Source organism: Metamycoplasma orale ATCC 23714, from assembly GCF_000420105.1.
Taxonomy (GTDB): Bacteria; Bacillota_I; Bacilli_A; order Mycoplasmatales; family Metamycoplasmataceae; genus Metamycoplasma; species Metamycoplasma orale.
This window is the reverse complement of the sequence record NZ_ATUH01000008.1, coordinates 23,014-41,217: the sequence shown is the minus strand read 5'-3', so window position 1 is coordinate 41,217 and position 18,204 is coordinate 23,014. Positions and strand designations below refer to the sequence as shown.

Below are 18,204 nucleotides of genomic sequence, written 5' to 3'. Positions count from 1 at the left end.
AATTTTTTTCTTGGACGGCCGCTTCCTTTTCCTTTTTTAGGTGATTTACCGGTTTTAGATTCTATGTTCATACCTAAATTATATTTTTTAATTTTAATTTTTATTCAACGAATTACATATCTATTAAAAATTTTATTTGAACCGCAAATTTTTAAATATTCATATTCAAATGCTCTCTTGGAAATTTTATTATTCTTATAGTTTTCATACAAGTCAAATACTTGTAGTCACTCATTAATTTTTAATTGTCTACCCATAATTATCTCCTTTACTTAAAATGAAAAAAAAGGACTCAATTTTTTTTAATTTGAGTCCAATTTTTTTGTCCTAGTTTAAATATTTGTGGATTTTTTCTTATTTTCTTAAATGAATTTAATTAAAAAAAGTATTGGACTAAGTCCAATACCTAAATATTTATTTTTTAGTAGTTTTTGATTTTTCAAGTAATTTATTAAATCTTTCAACACGACCACGAGCTTTTGCTGTACTTCTGTTTCCAGTGTAAAATGGATGACAATTTGAGCAAATATCAAGTGTAACTTTATCAGCAGTAGAACCAAATTTGTGTTCAGTATTGCATGAAGTGCATGTTGCTACTATTTCTTTATATTTTGGGTGAATATTTTTTTTCATAATCGCTCCTTAATTAAATTCAAATTAACTAATTGTGTTTTTAATAAATTAATAAATAATATTGTAATACATTTATAAAATTATTTTCATTTTCATTCTAAAATTTCTGGCATATCATAACCATATTCTCTAACATAGGTAATATGATCATTAATTTTTTTATCAATTTTCTTAATAAATGCTTTTGAATCATTGCCATAAACAGCTTTAGCAACGGTTTGAGAAATATGGAATCTATCCATTTCTGATAAAAATCTTATATCAAATGAGGTTGTAATATCTCCGTTTTCACGATATCCATGAACATATAAATTATGATTTTGACGTTTAAAGAAAATATCTCTAATTAAACCTTCATATCCGTGAAATGCAAACACAATAGGTTTATCTTTGGTAAATACTTTGTTAAACTCTTCATCGCTAATTCCGCGAGGATCAATATCTTTTGATCTAAGTTTAAGTAAGTCTAGTACATAAACAAATCTAATTTTAAGATCTTTATATTCATCTTTTAAATAAGTAATTGCACTTAAGGCTTCAATATTAGGTTCTACCCCTGAAGCTACTATAACTACATCTGGTTCTTCATTAGCTTTGCATGTTGAAGCTCAATCAATAATTTTATACCCTTTTTCAACAAGTTCATTTGCTTCTTTAATTGAATAAAATTGTTCACGGGGTTGTTTTGAAGCAACAATTAGATTAATTACGTTTCTTTCTTCAAGCGCTTTTTTCATTACTGCAAGTAATGAGTTTGTATCAGCAGGCAAGTATTCTCTAATTAACTCAGGTCTTTTATCTGCTAAATGTCCTAACATTCCTGGATCTTGGTGTGTATATCCATTATGATCTTGTTGAAAAGCAGTTGAGGTTGCAATTAAGTTTAATGAAGGATAATCTTTTCTTCATTTTTGTTCAAGTGATTTTTTAAGTCATTTCATATGTTGAGTTGCCATTGAATCTACTACTCTTAAAAATGATTCATAACTTGCAAAAAATCCATGTCTTCCTGTTAATACATATCCTTCAAGGAAACCTTCTGCTTGATGTTCGCTTAATTGTGAATCAATAACTCTTCCGCTTGGGCTTAACCATTCGTCATATTTTTCTGAAATTGGTAGCATTCATTGTCTGTTGGTAACTTTAAATACTTCATACAAACGATTAGATTTAGTTTCATCAGGTCCAAAGATTCTAAAATTATCTTTGTTATTTAAAATAATATCTGAACAATATTTTCCAAGTTCAACCATGTCTTGTGCTTTTATAGAACCGGGTTTGTCAAAAATAAGTCCAAATTTTTCTCATGCACTTAATTTTAAAGGTCTAGGATTTAGCCCTCCGTTAGTAATTGGGTTTTTAGCCATTCTTTTATTACCTAATGGAGCCAATGCTTTTATTTCTTTATTGATTTTTCCTTTTTTATCAAATAATTCTTCTGGTTTGTAAGATCTTAATCATGTTTCAAGAGCATCAATATTTTTGTCATTTAAACCAGATACAGGTAAAGGCACTTGATGTGCTCTAAAGCTTCCTTCAATTGCTTCATGATTTCATTCTTTTGGGCCGCTTCATCCCTTAGGGCTTCTAAATACGATTAATGGTCATGTAGGCATTTTTGCATCTTTAGCTTCGCCTTTTCTAGCTTCTTTTCAAATATTTAAAATTTTTTCAATTGCTTTATCTAAGCTTTTTGCCATTAATTCATGTGATTTTGCAAAGTTATCATCGCCTTCAACAAAAATAGGTTCTCATCCAAAACCACTAAAATACAATTTTAATTCTTCATTAGTTTTTCTTGAAAGAATTGTAGGATTAGAAATTTTTCCACCATTTAAATGAATTATTGGTAAAATTGCGCCATCGGTAATAGGATTAATAAATACATTTGAAAATAATCCTGCACATAAAGGACCAGTTTCAGCTTCTCCATCACCTACAACTACTGCGGCAATAGTGTTAGGATTATCTAAAATGCTTCCAGTAGCATGACTTAATGAATATCCAAGTTCTCCACCTTCATGAATTGAGCCAGGAGTTTCGGGAGCAGCATGGCTTGCCGATCCGCCAGGGAATGAAAATCTTTTACATAATTTTTTAATACCTGCTTCATTTTCTTCAATGTTTGAGAATATTTCAGTATATGATCCATCTAAATATGAGTTAGAAATCATTACTTGTCCACCATGTCCAGGGCCTTCAATATAAAACATATTTAGGTCATATTTATTAATAACTCTATTTAAGTGAGCATAAATAAAATTTTGCCCAGGAATTGTTCCTCAGTGTCCAATTGGATATAATTTTATATCATCTTTAACTAGTTTTCTTCTTAATAAAGGATTGTCTCTTAAATAGATTTGTGCAACTGATAAATAGTTAGCTGCTCTAAATCATTTATCAATGTTATTTAAATATTCTTTTGAGTCAAAATTTATATTATTTTTTTTCATTTATACCTCTTTTCTATAATGTTTTTTATCATTATTATTTTTGTTTTTTAATAAAAACAAAATGAAATTTTTATCAAAAATGTGTATTAATAATTATATATTATTATTGATTTTTCCTTACAATTTTATTAGATTTTGTGTGATATTTTTATAGTTTTTTAATCCAAATTTGGTCTAAAAATTAGCTGAAAAAATAACTTTTTTAAATGCTTAAAAAACTAAAAAAAATTATTTTATATTTAAAAAATATTTTTTGATATAATAGTAAATGCAACTACAACTTTGAAGCGTAAGATTGCGGTACACCAAGCTTAGTTGTTCATCTAGGGTATCGATAACTTATGTGGAGTTAGTTCAAGAAAAAATGAACAAGGAGAACAAATATGAAATTAGAAATTAAATTAAAATCTTTCGATGCTTATTTAGTTGATGATGCTGCTAAAAAAGTTGTATCATTAGCTAAAAGTGAAAAAGCAAAAATTAGTGGACCTATTCCGCTTCCTACAAGAAAAGAAATTATTACAATTTTAAGATCTGTTCACGTTAACAAAAAATCTCGTGAACAATTCGAAAGCAGAACACATAAACGTTTAATCGTTTTACAAAATGTTTCTGCTACCCTTGTAGACAAAATGAAAAGATTAGAACTTCCTTCAGGAGTTCAAATTAGTCTAAAATCTGTTAACTAGTTGATAACAGACTTTTGTTTTTTATAGAAACAATTTTAAAAAAATAAATTGAAAGGAAAATTATGAAAGGAATCTTAGGAAAAAAAGTTGGAATGACCCAATTATTCACCCAATCTGGTGCATTAATTCCAGTTACAATAATTGAAGTTAAACCAAATGTTGTTACTAAAGTTCTATCATCTGAAAAAGATGGATATGTTGCAATCCAACTTGCTATTGATGAAAAGAAAAAGTCACAAGTAAAAAAACCTGAAATCAATCGCTTTCTACAAGCAAATACAACACCTAAGCGCTTCGTTAAAGAAATCAGAAATATGTCTGGTTATAACTTAGGTGATACAATTGATGCCTCAATTTTTGAAGAAGGACAAATTGTAGATGTTACCGCAACTTCTAAAGGAAAAGGATTTGCCGGAACAATTAAAAGATACAACCAACATATTGGTCCTAAATCACACGGTGGTGGTGGAGGATCTCAACCAGTAAGACAAACAGGTTCTATTGGTGATATCATGGGAAACAGAGTTTGACCTGGTATGACAATGCCTGGACATATGGGATGTGAAAAAGTTACAATTCAAAATCTAGAAGTAATCAAAGTTGATCTAGACAAAAATGTGCTTATTGTTAAAGGAAGTGTTCCCGGAGCAAAAGGTGCTTATGTAACTGTTAAATCTTCAATCAAACAACCAAATGTTAAAAAACAAACAGAGCTTTTAAATCTAAAAGTAGCATTACGTAAGAATGAATTATTCGAACATGCTAAAAAACTTGGTTTAGATATTGACATGAAAATGACTATAAACGAAATGCAAACTAAGATTGCACAAAAAGAAGAAGAATTAAAGAACGAAGCTGAAGCTGCTAAAGTTGAAGCTAAAGAAGAAAAAGTTGAAGGAGATAAATAATGGCTGAAACAAAAACCACTACAAAAGAAGTTAAAGTTAAAACCACAACTTCATCAACTACTAAAAAGACAACTTCTAGTTCAAAAGCAAAACCTTCTACTAAACCACAATCTGAAAAAGCAAAAATTAGCCAAGTTAGAACAGTAACCAAAAAAGTTGAAAATAAAGTTTCATTTGAAAATGAAACCTTGCCTAAAAATGTTTTTGGTGCTTCTACAATTTATCCACAAGCAATGTTTGATACTATTCTATCTGAAAGAGCTGCAAAGAGATTTTCAACCCATAAAGTTAAAACTCGTGGCGAAGTAAGTGGAACTGGTAAAAAACCATGAAGACAAAAAGGAACAGGTAGTGCTCGTGCTGGATCATTAAGATCTCCAATATTTGTTGGAGGTGGTAGAGCATTCGGTCCTACTGTACAAAGAAATTACAATCTTAAAGTTAATAAGAAAGTTAGAAAAAATGCACTTATTTCAGCATTAACATTATTAGCTAAAGAAAAAGCAGTTTTAGTTCATGAATTTAAAGTTTCAAAACCTTCAACAAGAGACTTATTAATTGAATTAAACAAAAAGAAAATTGCAGTGCTTAATAACGTTTTATTAGTTTCAAATGATGAAAATGTATTTTTATCAGCAAGAAACTTACCAAATGTAAATGTAGTAAAAGTTACAAGTTTATCAGTTGAAAACTTAGTAGCTGCTGATGTATTAGTAATTAGCAAAGAAGATATTAAATATCTAGAAGGGTTGGTTAAATAATGAATATAAACGAAGTTGTTAAATATCCAATATTAACTGAAAAATCTGAAATTGCTAGATCAAATAAAAATCTTTATACATTTGCAGTTGATCCAAGATGCAATAAAATCGAAATTAAACAAGCAATTGAATTTATCTTTGGCGTTAAAGTAGTTTCTATTAATGTTATTAATTATGACAAAAAACCTGCTAGCTTAGGAAGATCAAAAGGATTTAAACCTGCTGTTAAAAAAGCATACGTGCAATTAGCAGAAGGTTCAAAAATAATTTTATTCCCAGAAGAAGCTAAGGCAGAAGAATTAGAAGCTAAGAAAAAAGCTAGAGAACAAAAATCTACAGAACTTACTGATGTAGAAAAGAAAGCAGCAGAAAAAATTGCTGCCAAAGCAAAAGCTAAAGCAGAACCTAAAAAATCAGATTCAGCAGAAAAGAAATCTGAAGTTAAAAAACCTGCTACAAAATCTTCAAGTACAAAAACTACAAAGTCTGTAGCTAAAACTACTGAAGTTAAAAAAGAAGTAAAAAAAGTTGAAGCTAAACCTAAAGCATCAACCGCTAAAAAAGAAGCAGCGCCTAAAAAAGAAACTGTAAAAAAAGCTGCTCCTAAAAAAGCCGACAAATAATTCTTAAAAGATAACAATATTTTTAAGATAAGGAGAAAATTATGGCAATTAAAAAATTTAAAGCATATACAAATGGTCGCCGTAATATGTCTTCGTTAGATTACCAAGCAAACTTATCAGGACATGCACCTGAAAAATCGTTATTAGTTAAGTTATCTACAACTGCTGGTAGAAACAACCAAGGTAAAATAACAACTCGTCATCACGGGGGAAGATTAAAGAGATTTTATCGTATTATCGATTTCAAAAGAGATAAAGATAATATCCCTGGAACTATTAAAACTATTGAATATGATCCAAATAGATCAGCAAACATTTCTTTAGTAGTTTATAAAGATGGTGAAAAAAGATATATTATTAGCCCAAAAAACATAAAAATTGGTCAACAAATTATCTCAGGTGAAAATGTTGACATTCAAATTGGAAACACACTTCCATTAAAAAATATACCTGAAGGTACATTTGTACACAATATTGAACTTCAACCAAAACAAGGTGGAATAATTGCAAGATCTGCTGGTTCATCTGCTCAAATATTAGGTAAAGATGAAACTGGTAAATACATTATTCTTCGTCTAAAATCTGGTGAAGTTAGAAAAGTTCTTGCAGTGTGTCGTGCAACAGTAGGTGAAGTTGGAAATGAAGAATATTCACTTGTTAATATTGGAAAAGCTGGAAGAAATAGATTAAGAGGTATTAGACCTACAGTTAGAGGTTCAGCAATGAACCCTAATGACCACCCACATGGTGGGGGTGAAGGTCGCCAACCTATTGGACGTAAAAGTCCTATGACTCCATGAGGTAAAAAAGCTCTTGGTGTTAAAACCAGAAAAACTAAAAAAGCATCAAACAAACTTATTATTAGAAGAAGAAAGGAAAATAAATAATGGCACGTTCATTAAAAAAAGCCCCTTTTGTTGATGATCATCTTATGAAAAAAGTTATGGCAATATTTGAAGGTAAATCTCCTAAACGTCCAATTAAGACTTGATCAAGAAGATCTACTATATACCCAGAATTTGTGGGATTAACATTTCAAGTTCATAATGGTAAAGCATTTATTGATGTGTTTATTTCAAACGATATGGTAGGACATAAATTAGGTGAATTTGCGCAAACTAGAACCTTTAATGGTCATGGTGCAGATAAAGGAAAGAAATAATGTCTTTACACGAAATTTTAAATAAATCAGTAAAAGCATCTGTTAAGATTCAAAGAGTAAGCCCTAGAAAAGCTAGATTAGTAGCTGACTTAATTAGATATTGTTCAGTTACTGATGCTTTATTAATATTGCAAACAACTCATAAAAAATCATCAGAAATAATTCTAAAATTACTTAATTCTGCAATTGCTAATGCAACTAACAATGCAGGACTTGATGCTAAGAAACTTTATGTTTCTAAAATATTAGTTAATGATGGACCAACATTAAAAAGATTTCAACCTCACTCACGTGGAAGAGCATTTCCACTTTTAAAAAGAACAAGCAATTTCTATATTGAACTTGCTGAAATAGGATCTCAACCATTTGAAGAAGTAGAAAATAAATCTATTAAATCATCTTCAGAAAAAGAACCTAAAAAAGAAGAAAAAGTTTCAAAAGAAATTAAAGCAAAATTAGTATCAGAAGCTAAAAAAGCTTCTGAACCAAAAGTAGCAAAAAAAGAAAAAGTTGAAGTTAAAAAATCTTCAACACAAGCAAAGCCTGCAGCTAAAAAACCTGCTAGTGAAAAGAAAGTTGAAGTTAAACCTAAAACTTCAGCACCTAAAAAAACCACAACTAAAAAAGTTGAATCTAAAGAAAAAGGAGGCAAGTAATTTATGGGACAAAAAATTAATCCAAATGGTTTTCGTTACGGTATAACAAAACCTTTAAATACAGTTTGATATGCTGATAAAGATAAACTTGCTTCTCAATTAATTGAAGATCAAAAAATTTATAAATTTTTAGATAAAAGAGTTAGAGAATATTTAATTGGAAAAGTTTCTATTAAAAGAAACCAAAAAAATGCTATTGTTGTTTCTATTTTTTCAGCAAAACCTGCTGCATTATTAGGAACTAATGGTGAAAATATTAAATTATTAACTACTGATATCAAAAAATTTATTAGAAATAAAAAAGCTGATATTACATTAAATGTAGTAGAACTTACTAAACCTGATCTAAATGCTAGATTATTAGCAGAAGGAATTGCTGTTAAATTAGAAAATCGTGGTAGCTTTAGACTTGCTCAAAAACAAGCAATTAGAGCTGCTATGAAAGCTGGCGCAAAAGGAATTAAAACCTCTGTTGCTGGACGTCTTAATGGTGTAGATATGGCTAGAACCGAAGGATATACTGAAGGTGAAATGAAATTACATACCTTAAGACAAGATGTTGATTATGCTGTTGCACTTGCGAAAACAACATATGGTATTCTTGGAGTTAAAGTTTGAGTATCACTTGGTGAAATTCTTTCTAAAAATAACTTAGAAGAAAAAACATTATATGAACAACTTGAAGTAGAAAAGAAATCTAAGAGAACTTTTGAACAAAAAGGTGGAGATAAAAATGTTACAACCAAAAAGAACTAAACATAGAAAAATGTTTCGTATTCGTCATGATAAAGTAAAAGCTGCTAGAAATAACACTGTTACTTTTGGTGAATATGGACTTAAATCTACTTCATCTGCATGAATAAGTGCAAAACAAATCGAAGCAGCCCGTATTGCTATTACTCGTTATATGGGTCGTGAAGGAAAAGTTGTTATAAAAATATTCCCTCACATGTCTAAAACATCAAAACCTATTGGTGTACGTATGGGTTCAGGTAAGGGTTCTCCAGAAGAATGATTCGCAGTAGTTAAAGAAGGAACAGTTATGTTCGAAACTATGGGAAATACTGAAGAAGTTATGAAGGAAGCTCTTAGACTTGGTGGTCACAAATTGCCAGTTACTTGAAAAATCGTAAAAAGAGAAGAACCTAAAGAAGAAGTTAAAGGAGATAAATAGTTATGGAATATAAACAATTACTATCTAAATCTGAAAAAGAACTTAATGAATTAGTAGCTGAATATAAAGCTGAATTATTCTCTTTAAGAATGAAAAATGCAACTAAGCAATTAGACAAAACCCATAGCATAAATGAAGTTAAGAAAAATATCGCTAGAGTATTAACTGCATTAAATCAAAAAAGATATGATGCTCAAAGAGCTGAAATCGATAAAATAATCGCAGCTGAAAAAGAAGCAAGAAAAGTAGAACTTGCTAAAAATAAAGCTGAAAAAGAAGCAAAGAAAGCTAAAGAAGTAAAACCTGCTAAAAAAGTTTCTTCACAAGCAGCAACCAAAAAAGTTGTAGTTAAAGAAGAAACTAAAAAAGCAGAAGATACAAAAGTATCTAAACCTAAAACAACTGCAAAAGTTGCTCCAAAAAAAGAAGCAACTAAAGTAGAAAAATCAACTAAAAAAGAAGATACGTCAGTAAAACCTGCTAAAAAAGTTACTGAAAAGAAAAGCACTGAAACAAAAAAAGTTGAAGTGAAATCAGAACCTAAAAAAGTAGCAGTAAAAAAAGAAAGTAAATCAACTGCAAAAGTAACAGTTAAAAAAGGAGAAACTAAATAATGGCTGAAGAAACCAAAAAAACTACAACAAAAAAAGTTGCTAGTCCTAAAAAAGAAACAGTAGCAAAACCAGCAGTTAAAAAAGAAGCTGCTCCTAAAAAAGTTGCTACCAAAGAAACTACTAAAAAGGTAGCAGAAACTAAAGTTTCTGAAAAACCAGTAGTAGCAAAAAAAGCTGTTTCAAAATCATCAACAACTAAAAAAGTTTCAAAACCTAAAAAAGTTGCTAATGCACAAGTTGATAACAAAGTTGTAGTTAGAGAAAATAGACGTAAAACATTAGTTGGTACAGTTGTAAGCATTAAAAATAATAAAACCATTACTGTTATGGTTGAAACATATAGAAAACACCCATTGTATTTAAAACGTTTCAAAAAATCAAAGAAATTTGCAGTGCATGATGAAAATAACACCGCAAAAGTTGGAGATGTTGTTAAAATACAAGAAACTAGACCATTATCTAAAACTAAACACTTTAGATTGGTAGAAGTTAGATCTCATGCTATTGGAGGTAACGACAATGCTTAGAGAGTTTAGTAGATGTAATGTTGCAGATAATTCTGGAGCAAAAGAAGTTATGATAATTAAAAACCTTGGTGGCTCAATTGTTAAGAGTACTAACATTGGTGATGTAGTTGTTGTAACTGTAAAAAAAGCAATTCCTAATGGTCTTGTAAAAGAAGGACAAGTTGTTAAAGCTGTTATTGTTAGAACAACTAGAGGTCTTGTAAGACCTGATGGATCAAAAATTGCTTTTGATGATAACGCCGTTGTTTTAATTAAAGAAGATGGCACATTAAGAGGAACACGGGTATTTGGCCCAGTGGCTAGAGAACTACGTGAAAAAGGTTATGTAAAAATAACATCACTTGCACCGGAGGTATTATAATGGCTTCAACAAAAATTAAAAAGAATGACTTAGTTGTAATACTATCAGGTAAAGATAAAGGTAAAACTGGTGCTGTTTTAGAAACAAATTACAAGAAACAAACCGTTATTGTTAAAGATGTTAATAAAAAGACCAAACACCACAAGCCTAGCCAAGAAAACCAAGAAGGAAAAATTGAAAAGAAAGAATTCCCTATTCATATTTCAAATGTTGGTTATATGGTTAAAAAAGGTAATGCGCAAAATAAAGGCGCAGAAGCAAGTAAAATTGGTTGAAAAACTGATGCTAAATCAGGACAAAAACAAAGATACTTGAGAAAAACTAAAAAAGTTTTAGGAGGTAAATAATGGCTACTAGTAAAAAATTAGAACTAGAAAAGAAATATTTAAAAGAAATTAAGCCTGCCTTAATGAAAGAATTTAAATATACTTCAGCTATGGAAGTTCCTAGACTTGAAAAAATTGTTATTAATATGACTGCAGGTAATGAAGTATCAAATTCAAAAGCTATTGAAGAAGTTATGTCAGAACTTGCATTAATAACAGGACAAAAACCTTTTCAAACAACTGCTAAAAAATCATTAGCATCTTGAAAATTAAGAGAAGGTATGCCTATGGGCGGAAAAGTTACTTTAAGAAGAGAAAAAATGTGATCATTTTTAACTAAACTTATTAATGTAGCACTTCCTCGTGTGAGAGACTTTAATGGTCTTAACCATAAAAGTTTTGACGGTAAAGGTAACTTTGCTTTAGGTGTAAAAGAAGAAATTATATTTCCTGAAATTAGTTTCGATAAAATCCGTAAATTAAAAGGAATGGATATTATTATTGTTACAAGTGCAAAATCTAATGCAGAAGCATTAGCATTACTTAAACATCTTGGTATTCCATTTAACAAACAAGCATAATAAGGAGTAAACGTGGCAAGAAAATCAATGATTGCGAAAGCAAAACGTGAACCTAAATTCAAAGTTAGAAAATACACAAGATGTGAACTTTGTGGAAGGGTACATGCAGTATTAAGAAAATATAAAATTTGTAGAATATGTTTCAGAAATTTAGCACATGAAGGAAAAATTCCTGGTGTTAAGAAAGCGAGTTGATAATTATGGCTATCATTATAGACCCAATTGCAGATATGTTTGTACGTATCAAAAATTCAATTGCACGTAAATATCACGAAGTAAATATTCCTCACTCACAAAAGAAAGTTAAAATTTTAGAAATTTTCAAACGTGAAGGATATATTACAGACTTTGAAGTATTTAAAGATCAAGAAACCAACTTTAAAGTTATTAAAGTATTTCTAAAATATAAAGGTATTAATCAAAATCAATGTGCTATTTCTGGACTTAAGAAAATTTCAAAACCAGGTTTAAAAGTATATTCATCTTCAGAATCACTTCCAAAAGTATTAAGTGGTTATGGAACAGCAATTATTTCAACTTCTAAAGGACTTTTAACTGATAAAGAAGCTAGAAAAGCTAATATCGGTGGCGAAGTTATTGCATTTATTTGATAAGGATAAATTATGTCAAGAATTGGAAAAAGAGTATTAGTTATACCTTCTGGTGTTGAAGTATTATTGGAAAATAATAAAGCAATAGTTAAAGGTAAACTTGGACAATTAGAATATACATTTTCACCATTAATTAAAGTTGAAATAAAAAACAATGAAATAGTAGTAACTAGATCAAATGAAGAAAAATCTACAAAACAATTGCATGGCACAACAAATGCTTTATTACACAATATGCTTATTGGTGTATCAAACGGATATAAAAAAGAAGTCGAAATTAAAGGTGTTGGTTACAAAGCAACATTAAAAGGAAATGAAATAGAAATTATTGCTGGATTTTCACATACAGTAACAAAACAAATTCCAGAAGGTTTGAAAGTTGAACTTCCAAAACCTACTAATATAATTATTAGTGGAATTGATAAACAATTAGTCGGAGAATTTGCTGCTAATTTAAGAGATATTCGTCGTCCTTCTCCATATTCAGGAAAAGGTATTATGTATAAAGATGAAGTTATTCGTCGTAAAGAAGGAAAAACTGCTGCTAAGTAGTTTATAGTTGGAGAAAATTATGAAATCACGTAATGAAAAAAGATTAATTAAACATCTAAAAATTAGAAACAAACTTTCAGCAGGAACTTCTAAAGTTCCTAGAGTGTGTGTATTTAAGTCTTTACATCACTTTTATGCACAAGCAGTTAACGACGAAAAACATGTAACATTATCAGCAGCTTCAACCCAAGAATTAGCAAAAACTGCTAAAGGCAATAATATTGAAGCAGTTAAAAAAGTTGCAAAAATCTTTGCAGCAAAATTAAAAGAAGCAAAAATTACAAAAATCGTTTTTGATAGATCAGGTTATATCTATCATGGAAAAATTAAAGCATTTTGTGAAGTGCTTAGAGAAGAAGGGATAAAATTCTAATGGCTGAAGAAATTAAGAAAATTTTAGAAAAAGCAGAAAAAGAAAACAAAGTTTCTTTGGAAGCTAAAAAAGAAGAACAAGAAGAAGTTACTAAAGCTTCTGGTACAAAAATAGTTGTTAGAAAAACTTTTAATAAACCTGAATTCAAAAAAGATGCTTCTAAACAAAATAATGAAAATAAAAAACTATTCCAAAGATCTCAACATCGCGATCAACAACCAAAATTTGATGCTGAACCTGAATATGAAGAAAAGGTTATTGATGTTGCTAGAGTTACTACAGTTGTTAAAGGTGGAAGAAGATTCTCATTTGCAGCTTATGTAGTAGTTGGAAACAAAAAAGGAAAAGTTGGCTTTGGACATGGTAAAGCTAACGAAGTGCAAGACGCTATTAAAAAAGCAGTTAAAGATGCACAAAAAAATATTATCAATGTTCCTATTGTTAATGGAACAATTCCACATGAAGTAAGACAAAAATTCTTAGCTTCTAAGGTACAATTACGCCCTGCCTCAAAAGGTGCGGGAATTATAGCATCTGGTACAGTTCGTGCAGTTACTGAACTTGCTGGATATACAGATATATCAACAAAAACTTATGGATCAAGAACCAAACAAAATATAGTAGTAGCAACTATCGAAGCTCTTAAACAATTAAAGACTGTCGATGAAATTGCTAAAATACGTGATATTGATGTTAAACATTTATTAAATAAATAATTGATAAAGGGGTATTAAAATGCAATTACACACATTAAAAGCTACTGAAGGTTCTAGAAAAGAAAAACACCGTGTTGGTAGAGGACATGCAGCTGGTAAAGGAAAACAAGCTGGACGTGGACAAAGTGGACAAACTAAAAGAAGTACTGTTCGTTTAGGATTTGAAGGTGGACAAAACCCATTATTCAGAAGATTACCAAAACGTGGTTTTAACAATGTTAACCATGTTGAATATCAAATTGTAAACTTAGATCAATTAGAAGCTACATTCAAAACAAATGAAGTAGTTTCACTTGATTCATTGTTTAAACATAATTTAATTAAAAGAGTTATGCCTGTTAAAATTTTAGGTAGAGGCTCTTTAACTAAAAAACTTACTATTGAAATACCAGCGTTATCTGAAAGTGCTAAAAAAGCAATTTTAAAAGCTGGCGGAAAAATAGAGGCTAAATAATGAAAAAAAATAAGAATAAGAAATTAGAAGATTTATCTTTAGAGACTAAAAATGAAAATTACGATGAAGAAAAACTTGATCGCTCTTTATCTCTAAATAAATCATCCATAGAAAGAAGATCAGCTTGAAATGAATGATGACAAAATCATCAACTTTTCAAAAAAATCTTATTTACCTTACTTATTCTTACTATTTTTATAATTGCAGGAACTATTACAATTCCTGGAATTAAATTACAAAATAAAGACAAGATAAATTCAGAAGGTGATTTTATCACAATATTAAACTTAGTAGGTGGAGGGGGACTTAGAAACTTTTCTATAGTCGCCTTAGGAATAGGTCCTTTTATATCAGCATCTCTTGTCATGATGATATTACAAACTAAAGCCTTTTCTTCAATCCACAGACTTAGTCAATCTGGACCGCAAGGTAGAGTAAAAATTAACTTTATAACTTATTTTCTCACCATTATTTTTTCAATTATTCAATCGCTATTAATTACAAGAGCGCTTGTTAATGCAAAATCTGGATTTGGAATTAAGTTTGATCCAGTTATAACTAAAATATTTGGTTCTAGAGGTGAATCTATTTATGGTTATTTTATTTTACCTTTAATGTTAGTTGCTGGTTCTTTCTTTGCTTTGTTTTTAAGCGAACAAATTACTAACAAAGGTGTTGGTAATGGAACTAGTTTAATTATTTTTGTTGGGATTGCCGCAAATTTAATTCCAACATTCAAACATGCATTTGAATATTTTGTTTCATCTGCTTCAAAAGGTTCGATTATTCTAAAAGAATTGGTTAATTATATAGTATATTTACTTGGTTATTTAATTACTATTGTAATAGTAATTATATTCACAATTGCAGAAAGGAAAATTCCTATTCAACAAGTAGGAGCTGGTCTTTCTAAAAATGAAAGTGAATTAAGTTATATGCCTATAAAAGCAAATCCTGCCGGAATTATGTCAGTTATCTTTTCATTAATGATTCTTTCAGTTCCTACAATGATTGCTAACTTAACTAGTCCTTCTGGAAAATTCTATTATTGAGTATATAAACACTTTCAAGTAACAAAACCATTAGGTTTCTTCTTATTTATATTAATAACATTTGGTTTAACAATTTTAATGGGAATTCAACAATCTAGAATTGATAAAATTTCTGAAGACTTTGCTAAATCATCAACATTTATTCCAGGAATAAAACCCGGTGAACAAACTGAAGATTATTTATTAGATGTTGTTATTAGATTATCTTTCTTTAGTTCATTTTATTTAATCATTTTAGGAGCAATGCAATATGTGCAACAAATGTTGGGTATGCCTGCACAAATTGCTTTTGGTGGAACTACAATTATGATTTTAGTTTCAACGGCTCATGAAACAATACAACAAGTCAAAGCAAGATTCAAGTCGCAAGAACTTGCACGTAAGAGAAGATTAATTAAAGAACTAAAAGAAATGTATGGAGAAGAAGAGGAAGATTTAATATGATAAACACTAATAAACCAAATTTAGTTTTTCTAGGCCCTCCTGGTGCAGGAAAAGGTTCTTTAGCTAAAGAATTTTGCGAAAAACTAAACTATTTTCAATTATCAACTGGAGATATGTTTAGAACCGAAATTAGAAATAAAACTAAATTAGGGCTAAAAATTAAGAGCATTTTAGATGCAGGTTCATACGTTTCTGACGAAATTACAAATGAACTGGTTAAGAAAACTTTAACTTCTTTAGTTAAGAAAAATATTCCATTCATTTTAGATGGATATCCAAGAACTATTTCACAAGCAGATTTTCTTACAAATTTAGCTAAAGAAGGAATAATCATTAAAAATGCTATACTTTTAGAAATAACTGAAGATCAAGTTGTTTCTAGATTATCAAAAAGAAGAGTATGCCCTAAATGTAAAAGAATTTATCATATCCAATTAAATCCTCCTAAAGATTTAATTCATTGTGATAATGAAGAATGTGATAACATCGAAGTTGTTAAAAGACCAGATGATGATAAAGAAATTGTTGAAAAAAGAATTAAGATTTATAATGACCTTACATTTCCATTGATAGATTATTATGAACAAAAACAAGTTTTGATAAGGATAGATGCTTATCAACCTATCGAAAAAGTTTTTGATGATACAATTAAAAAATTGGATTTAGAGGTAAAGTAATCAATGATTTTTATAAAAACAAAAGAAGAAATTGAAAAAATAAAAAAAGCATGTTCAATCTTGGCAGAAGTTAAAACCATCGTTTATGACTTCATAAGACCAGGGGTTTCTTTAAAAGAAATAGATAGCGTCGCTTTTAAAGAAATTATTAAGAGAAATGGCAAACCAGCTTTTTTAGGGCAATATGGTTTTCCTAATACATGTTGTATATCAGTAAATGAAGAATTAATTCATGGTATCCCATCAAATTACATAGTTAAAGATGGCGATATTGTAAAAGTTGACTTAGGTGCAATATATGATGGTTTTTATTCAGATTCAGCTTTTACTAAGGGTGTTGGAAATATTTCTGACAAAGATAAAGAATTAATTAGCGTTGCTAAAGACGCTTTCTATGCAGGATTTAATGCTATAAAAGTTGGCAAAAAAATCGGTGATATTTCTTATGCTATTGGAAAGTATATAAAAGAAAAAGGGTACTATACACCTGATGAATATACTGGGCATGGTATAGGAAGATCTTTACATGAAGATCCATATGTTTATAATGACGGACGTCCAAATACTGGTGCAGTCATTAGAAACGGTATGGTAATATGTATCGAACCTATGATCTTGCAAAAATCAAAAAAAGTTGTTGTTAAAGATGATGAATGAACAGTTGTTGATCCTTTAGGTTACAATACTGCTCATTATGAACAAACAGTTTTAATTGATGATAATAAAGCATACATACTATCAGGAGATAATATATAGATGGCTAAAGATGATGCAATTAAAATGTCTGGAAAAGTTGTAAAAATGTTTACCAACAAAGACTATGAAGTTTTATTAGAAAATGGTATGACTGTTAAAGGTTATATTTCTGGTAAGATGGCTCTTCACCACATTAAAATATTACCAGGTGATATGGTTGATGTTGAATTAAGTCCTTATGATCTTACTAAAGGACGAATTACTTTTAGACATAAATAATTTAAGGAGTAAATATGAAAGTTAGAGCATCAATAAAAAAGATTTGCAAAGATTGCAAACTAATTAAAAGACATGGTGTTAACAGGATTATTTGTATAAATCCTAAACATAAACAAAGACAAGGATAATAAATATGGCTAGAGTTTTAAATATTGAAATTCCAAATAATAAAAGAGTTGTAATTTCATTAACCTATATTTTTGGAATTGGTAGAACTATTGCTTCTAAAATTTGTGCAGATGCAAAAGTTAATGAAAATACAAGAGTAAAAGATTTAACTGAAGATGAACTTACTCGTATTCGTGATGAAGCTAAAAAATATACAACTGAAGGTGATTTAAAACGTGAAATTAACTTAAATATTAAAAGATTAATGGAAATTAAATCATATAGAGGAATAAGACACAGAAAAGGACTTCCAGTACGTGGACAATGTACTCAAAAAAATGCACGTACAAGAAAAGGTCCAAGAAAAACTATTGCAGGAAAGAAAGGTAACAAATAATGGCTAAAAAAGAGAAAAAAAATATTACTCAAGGAATAGCACATATTCACTCAACTTATCAAAATACAATAGTTTCATTTAGTGACTTAAAAGGAAATGTTTTTGCATGAAGCTCATCAGGAACAATTGGTTATAAAGGTACCAAGAAAAAAACCCCATATGCAGCAGGACTTGCAGCAGCTGCAGCACTTGAAAAAGCTAAAGAATATGGACTTAAAGAAGTAACTATTTTAGTTAAAGGTATTGGTCCAGGAAAATCAACTGCTAGAAAACAAATTGAAACAAGTGGTTTAGTAATTAAAGAAGTTAAAGACGTTACCCCACAACCACACAACGGTACTCGTCCTCCTAAAAAAGTTCTTAAAAGAGAATAATAC

28 protein-coding genes and 2 pseudogenes are annotated in these 18,204 nt (G+C 29.5%); 27 read left to right on the top strand and 3 right to left on the bottom strand.

Features of this window, described 5'->3' with window-relative positions:
* The 3 genes and pseudogenes from F795_RS06635 to F795_RS0102180 all read right to left on the bottom strand — a co-directional run.
* Positions 1–257: pseudogene (locus tag F795_RS06635) on the bottom strand (IS3 family transposase); the annotation flags it as partial.
* A 157-nt stretch (positions 258–414) separates the two neighbouring features.
* On the bottom strand, positions 415–633 hold the full coding sequence (gene rpmE / locus F795_RS0102185) for a 50S ribosomal protein L31 (protein WP_022936096.1): 219 nt from the start codon (positions 631–633) through the stop codon (positions 415–417).
* A gap of 80 nt (positions 634–713) precedes the next feature.
* Positions 714–3,086 (bottom strand): phosphoketolase family protein, encoded by a 2,373-nt coding sequence (locus tag F795_RS0102180; RefSeq protein WP_022936095.1) that lies wholly within the window; start codon positions 3,084–3,086, stop codon positions 714–716.
* Between the two features lie 383 nt (positions 3,087–3,469).
* Here F795_RS0102180 and rpsJ point away from each other — a divergent pair, with 383 nt between their 5' ends.
* The 27 genes and pseudogenes from rpsJ to rpsK all read left to right on the top strand — a co-directional run bounded on the left by rpsJ (position 3,470) and on the right by rpsK (position 18,201).
* A complete protein-coding gene (rpsJ, locus tag F795_RS0102175) occupies positions 3,470–3,775 on the top strand; it encodes a 30S ribosomal protein S10 (protein WP_022936094.1) in 306 nt (101 codons plus the stop codon).
* A gap of 62 nt (positions 3,776–3,837) precedes the next feature.
* Positions 3,838–4,683: a 50S ribosomal protein L3 gene (rplC, locus tag F795_RS0102170; RefSeq protein ID WP_022936093.1), complete on the top strand. Its 846-nt coding sequence runs from the start codon at positions 3,838–3,840 to the stop codon at positions 4,681–4,683.
* Positions 4,683–5,444 carry a 50S ribosomal protein L4 gene (gene rplD / locus F795_RS0102165; protein WP_027120275.1) on the top strand — a complete coding sequence of 254 codons (762 nt, stop codon included), beginning with the start codon at positions 4,683–4,685 and terminating at the stop codon, positions 5,442–5,444. Before rplC ends, rplD begins: the two co-directional genes overlap by 1 nt.
* Entirely contained in the window at positions 5,444–6,067 is a 624-nt protein-coding gene (rplW, locus tag F795_RS03485; RefSeq protein ID WP_022936092.1) for a 50S ribosomal protein L23, read from the top strand. Before rplD ends, rplW begins: the two co-directional genes overlap by 1 nt.
* Before the next feature lie 41 nt (positions 6,068–6,108).
* A complete protein-coding gene (gene rplB, locus F795_RS0102155; RefSeq protein WP_022936091.1) occupies positions 6,109–6,954 on the top strand; it encodes a 50S ribosomal protein L2 in 846 nt (281 codons plus the stop codon).
* The gene (rpsS, locus tag F795_RS0102150) at positions 6,954–7,229 is read left to right on the top strand and encodes a 30S ribosomal protein S19 (protein ID WP_022936090.1); all 276 of its coding nucleotides are present in this window, start codon (positions 6,954–6,956) and stop codon (positions 7,227–7,229) included. The genes rplB and rpsS overlap by 1 nt, the downstream gene beginning before the upstream one ends.
* Positions 7,229–7,624: pseudogene (gene rplV, locus F795_RS05195) on the top strand (50S ribosomal protein L22); the annotation flags it as partial. The gene rpsS and the pseudogene rplV, both read left to right, overlap by 1 nt.
* A 264-nt stretch (positions 7,625–7,888) precedes the next feature.
* Positions 7,889–8,641: a 30S ribosomal protein S3 gene (gene rpsC / locus F795_RS0102140; protein ID WP_022936088.1), complete on the top strand. Its 753-nt coding sequence runs from the start codon at positions 7,889–7,891 to the stop codon at positions 8,639–8,641.
* On the top strand, positions 8,619–9,059 hold the full coding sequence (gene rplP / locus F795_RS0102135) for a 50S ribosomal protein L16 (RefSeq protein ID WP_022936087.1): 441 nt from the start codon (positions 8,619–8,621) through the stop codon (positions 9,057–9,059). Before rpsC ends, rplP begins: the two co-directional genes overlap by 23 nt.
* Positions 9,060–9,061: 2 nt before the next feature.
* Positions 9,062–9,673, top strand: a complete 612-nt coding sequence (gene rpmC / locus F795_RS03860) for a 50S ribosomal protein L29 (RefSeq protein ID WP_197724025.1) — start codon at positions 9,062–9,064, stop codon at positions 9,671–9,673.
* A 278-nt stretch (positions 9,674–9,951) separates the two neighbouring features.
* Complete coding sequence (gene rpsQ / locus F795_RS0102125; RefSeq protein ID WP_027120273.1) at positions 9,952–10,200, top strand: 30S ribosomal protein S17; 249 nt, start codon at positions 9,952–9,954, stop codon at positions 10,198–10,200.
* Positions 10,193–10,561: a 50S ribosomal protein L14 gene (gene rplN / locus F795_RS0102120; RefSeq protein ID WP_022936086.1), complete on the top strand. Its 369-nt coding sequence runs from the start codon at positions 10,193–10,195 to the stop codon at positions 10,559–10,561. Before rpsQ ends, rplN begins: the two co-directional genes overlap by 8 nt.
* Positions 10,561–10,908 (top strand): 50S ribosomal protein L24, encoded by a 348-nt coding sequence (rplX, locus tag F795_RS0102115; RefSeq protein WP_022936085.1) that lies wholly within the window; start codon positions 10,561–10,563, stop codon positions 10,906–10,908. The genes rplN and rplX overlap by 1 nt, the downstream gene beginning before the upstream one ends.
* Positions 10,908–11,468: a 50S ribosomal protein L5 gene (rplE, locus tag F795_RS0102110; RefSeq protein WP_022936084.1), complete on the top strand. Its 561-nt coding sequence runs from the start codon at positions 10,908–10,910 to the stop codon at positions 11,466–11,468. Before rplX ends, rplE begins: the two co-directional genes overlap by 1 nt.
* Positions 11,469–11,480: 12 nt before the next feature.
* Positions 11,481–11,666, top strand: coding sequence for a type Z 30S ribosomal protein S14 (locus F795_RS0102105; protein WP_022936083.1), 186 nt, complete (start codon positions 11,481–11,483; stop codon positions 11,664–11,666).
* A 2-nt stretch (positions 11,667–11,668) separates the two neighbouring features.
* On the top strand, positions 11,669–12,082 hold the full coding sequence (gene rpsH / locus F795_RS0102100; protein ID WP_022936082.1) for a 30S ribosomal protein S8: 414 nt from the start codon (positions 11,669–11,671) through the stop codon (positions 12,080–12,082).
* 9 nt (positions 12,083–12,091) lie between these two features.
* Positions 12,092–12,631: a 50S ribosomal protein L6 gene (gene rplF / locus F795_RS0102095; RefSeq protein WP_022936081.1), complete on the top strand. Its 540-nt coding sequence runs from the start codon at positions 12,092–12,094 to the stop codon at positions 12,629–12,631.
* 19 nt (positions 12,632–12,650) lie between these two features.
* Positions 12,651–13,004, top strand: coding sequence for a 50S ribosomal protein L18 (gene rplR / locus F795_RS0102090; RefSeq protein ID WP_022936080.1), 354 nt, complete (start codon positions 12,651–12,653; stop codon positions 13,002–13,004).
* Positions 13,004–13,720, top strand: a complete 717-nt coding sequence (gene rpsE / locus F795_RS0102085) for a 30S ribosomal protein S5 (protein ID WP_022936079.1) — start codon at positions 13,004–13,006, stop codon at positions 13,718–13,720. Before rplR ends, rpsE begins: the two co-directional genes overlap by 1 nt.
* Before the next feature lie 19 nt (positions 13,721–13,739).
* Positions 13,740–14,174 carry a 50S ribosomal protein L15 gene (gene rplO / locus F795_RS0102080; RefSeq protein ID WP_022936078.1) on the top strand — a complete coding sequence of 145 codons (435 nt, stop codon included), beginning with the start codon at positions 13,740–13,742 and terminating at the stop codon, positions 14,172–14,174.
* Positions 14,174–15,673 carry a preprotein translocase subunit SecY gene (gene secY, locus F795_RS0102075; RefSeq protein ID WP_022936077.1) on the top strand — a complete coding sequence of 500 codons (1,500 nt, stop codon included), beginning with the start codon at positions 14,174–14,176 and terminating at the stop codon, positions 15,671–15,673. Before rplO ends, secY begins: the two co-directional genes overlap by 1 nt.
* Positions 15,667–16,347 carry an adenylate kinase family protein gene (locus F795_RS0102070; protein ID WP_022936076.1) on the top strand — a complete coding sequence of 227 codons (681 nt, stop codon included), beginning with the start codon at positions 15,667–15,669 and terminating at the stop codon, positions 16,345–16,347. The genes secY and F795_RS0102070 overlap by 7 nt, the downstream gene beginning before the upstream one ends.
* A gap of 3 nt (positions 16,348–16,350) precedes the next feature.
* Positions 16,351–17,103: a type I methionyl aminopeptidase gene (map, locus tag F795_RS0102065; protein WP_022936075.1), complete on the top strand. Its 753-nt coding sequence runs from the start codon at positions 16,351–16,353 to the stop codon at positions 17,101–17,103.
* Positions 17,104–17,322 (top strand): translation initiation factor IF-1, encoded by a 219-nt coding sequence (gene infA, locus F795_RS0102060; protein ID WP_022936074.1) that lies wholly within the window; start codon positions 17,104–17,106, stop codon positions 17,320–17,322.
* Between the two features lie 14 nt (positions 17,323–17,336).
* Positions 17,337–17,450 carry a 50S ribosomal protein L36 gene (rpmJ, locus tag F795_RS0102055; protein ID WP_022936073.1) on the top strand — a complete coding sequence of 38 codons (114 nt, stop codon included), beginning with the start codon at positions 17,337–17,339 and terminating at the stop codon, positions 17,448–17,450.
* Positions 17,451–17,455: 5 nt separating this feature from the next.
* Positions 17,456–17,827: a 30S ribosomal protein S13 gene (gene rpsM / locus F795_RS0102050; protein WP_022936072.1), complete on the top strand. Its 372-nt coding sequence runs from the start codon at positions 17,456–17,458 to the stop codon at positions 17,825–17,827.
* Entirely contained in the window at positions 17,827–18,201 is a 375-nt protein-coding gene (gene rpsK, locus F795_RS0102045; RefSeq protein ID WP_022936071.1) for a 30S ribosomal protein S11, read from the top strand. Before rpsM ends, rpsK begins: the two co-directional genes overlap by 1 nt.
* The last annotated feature ends 3 nt before the right edge of the window (positions 18,202–18,204 follow it).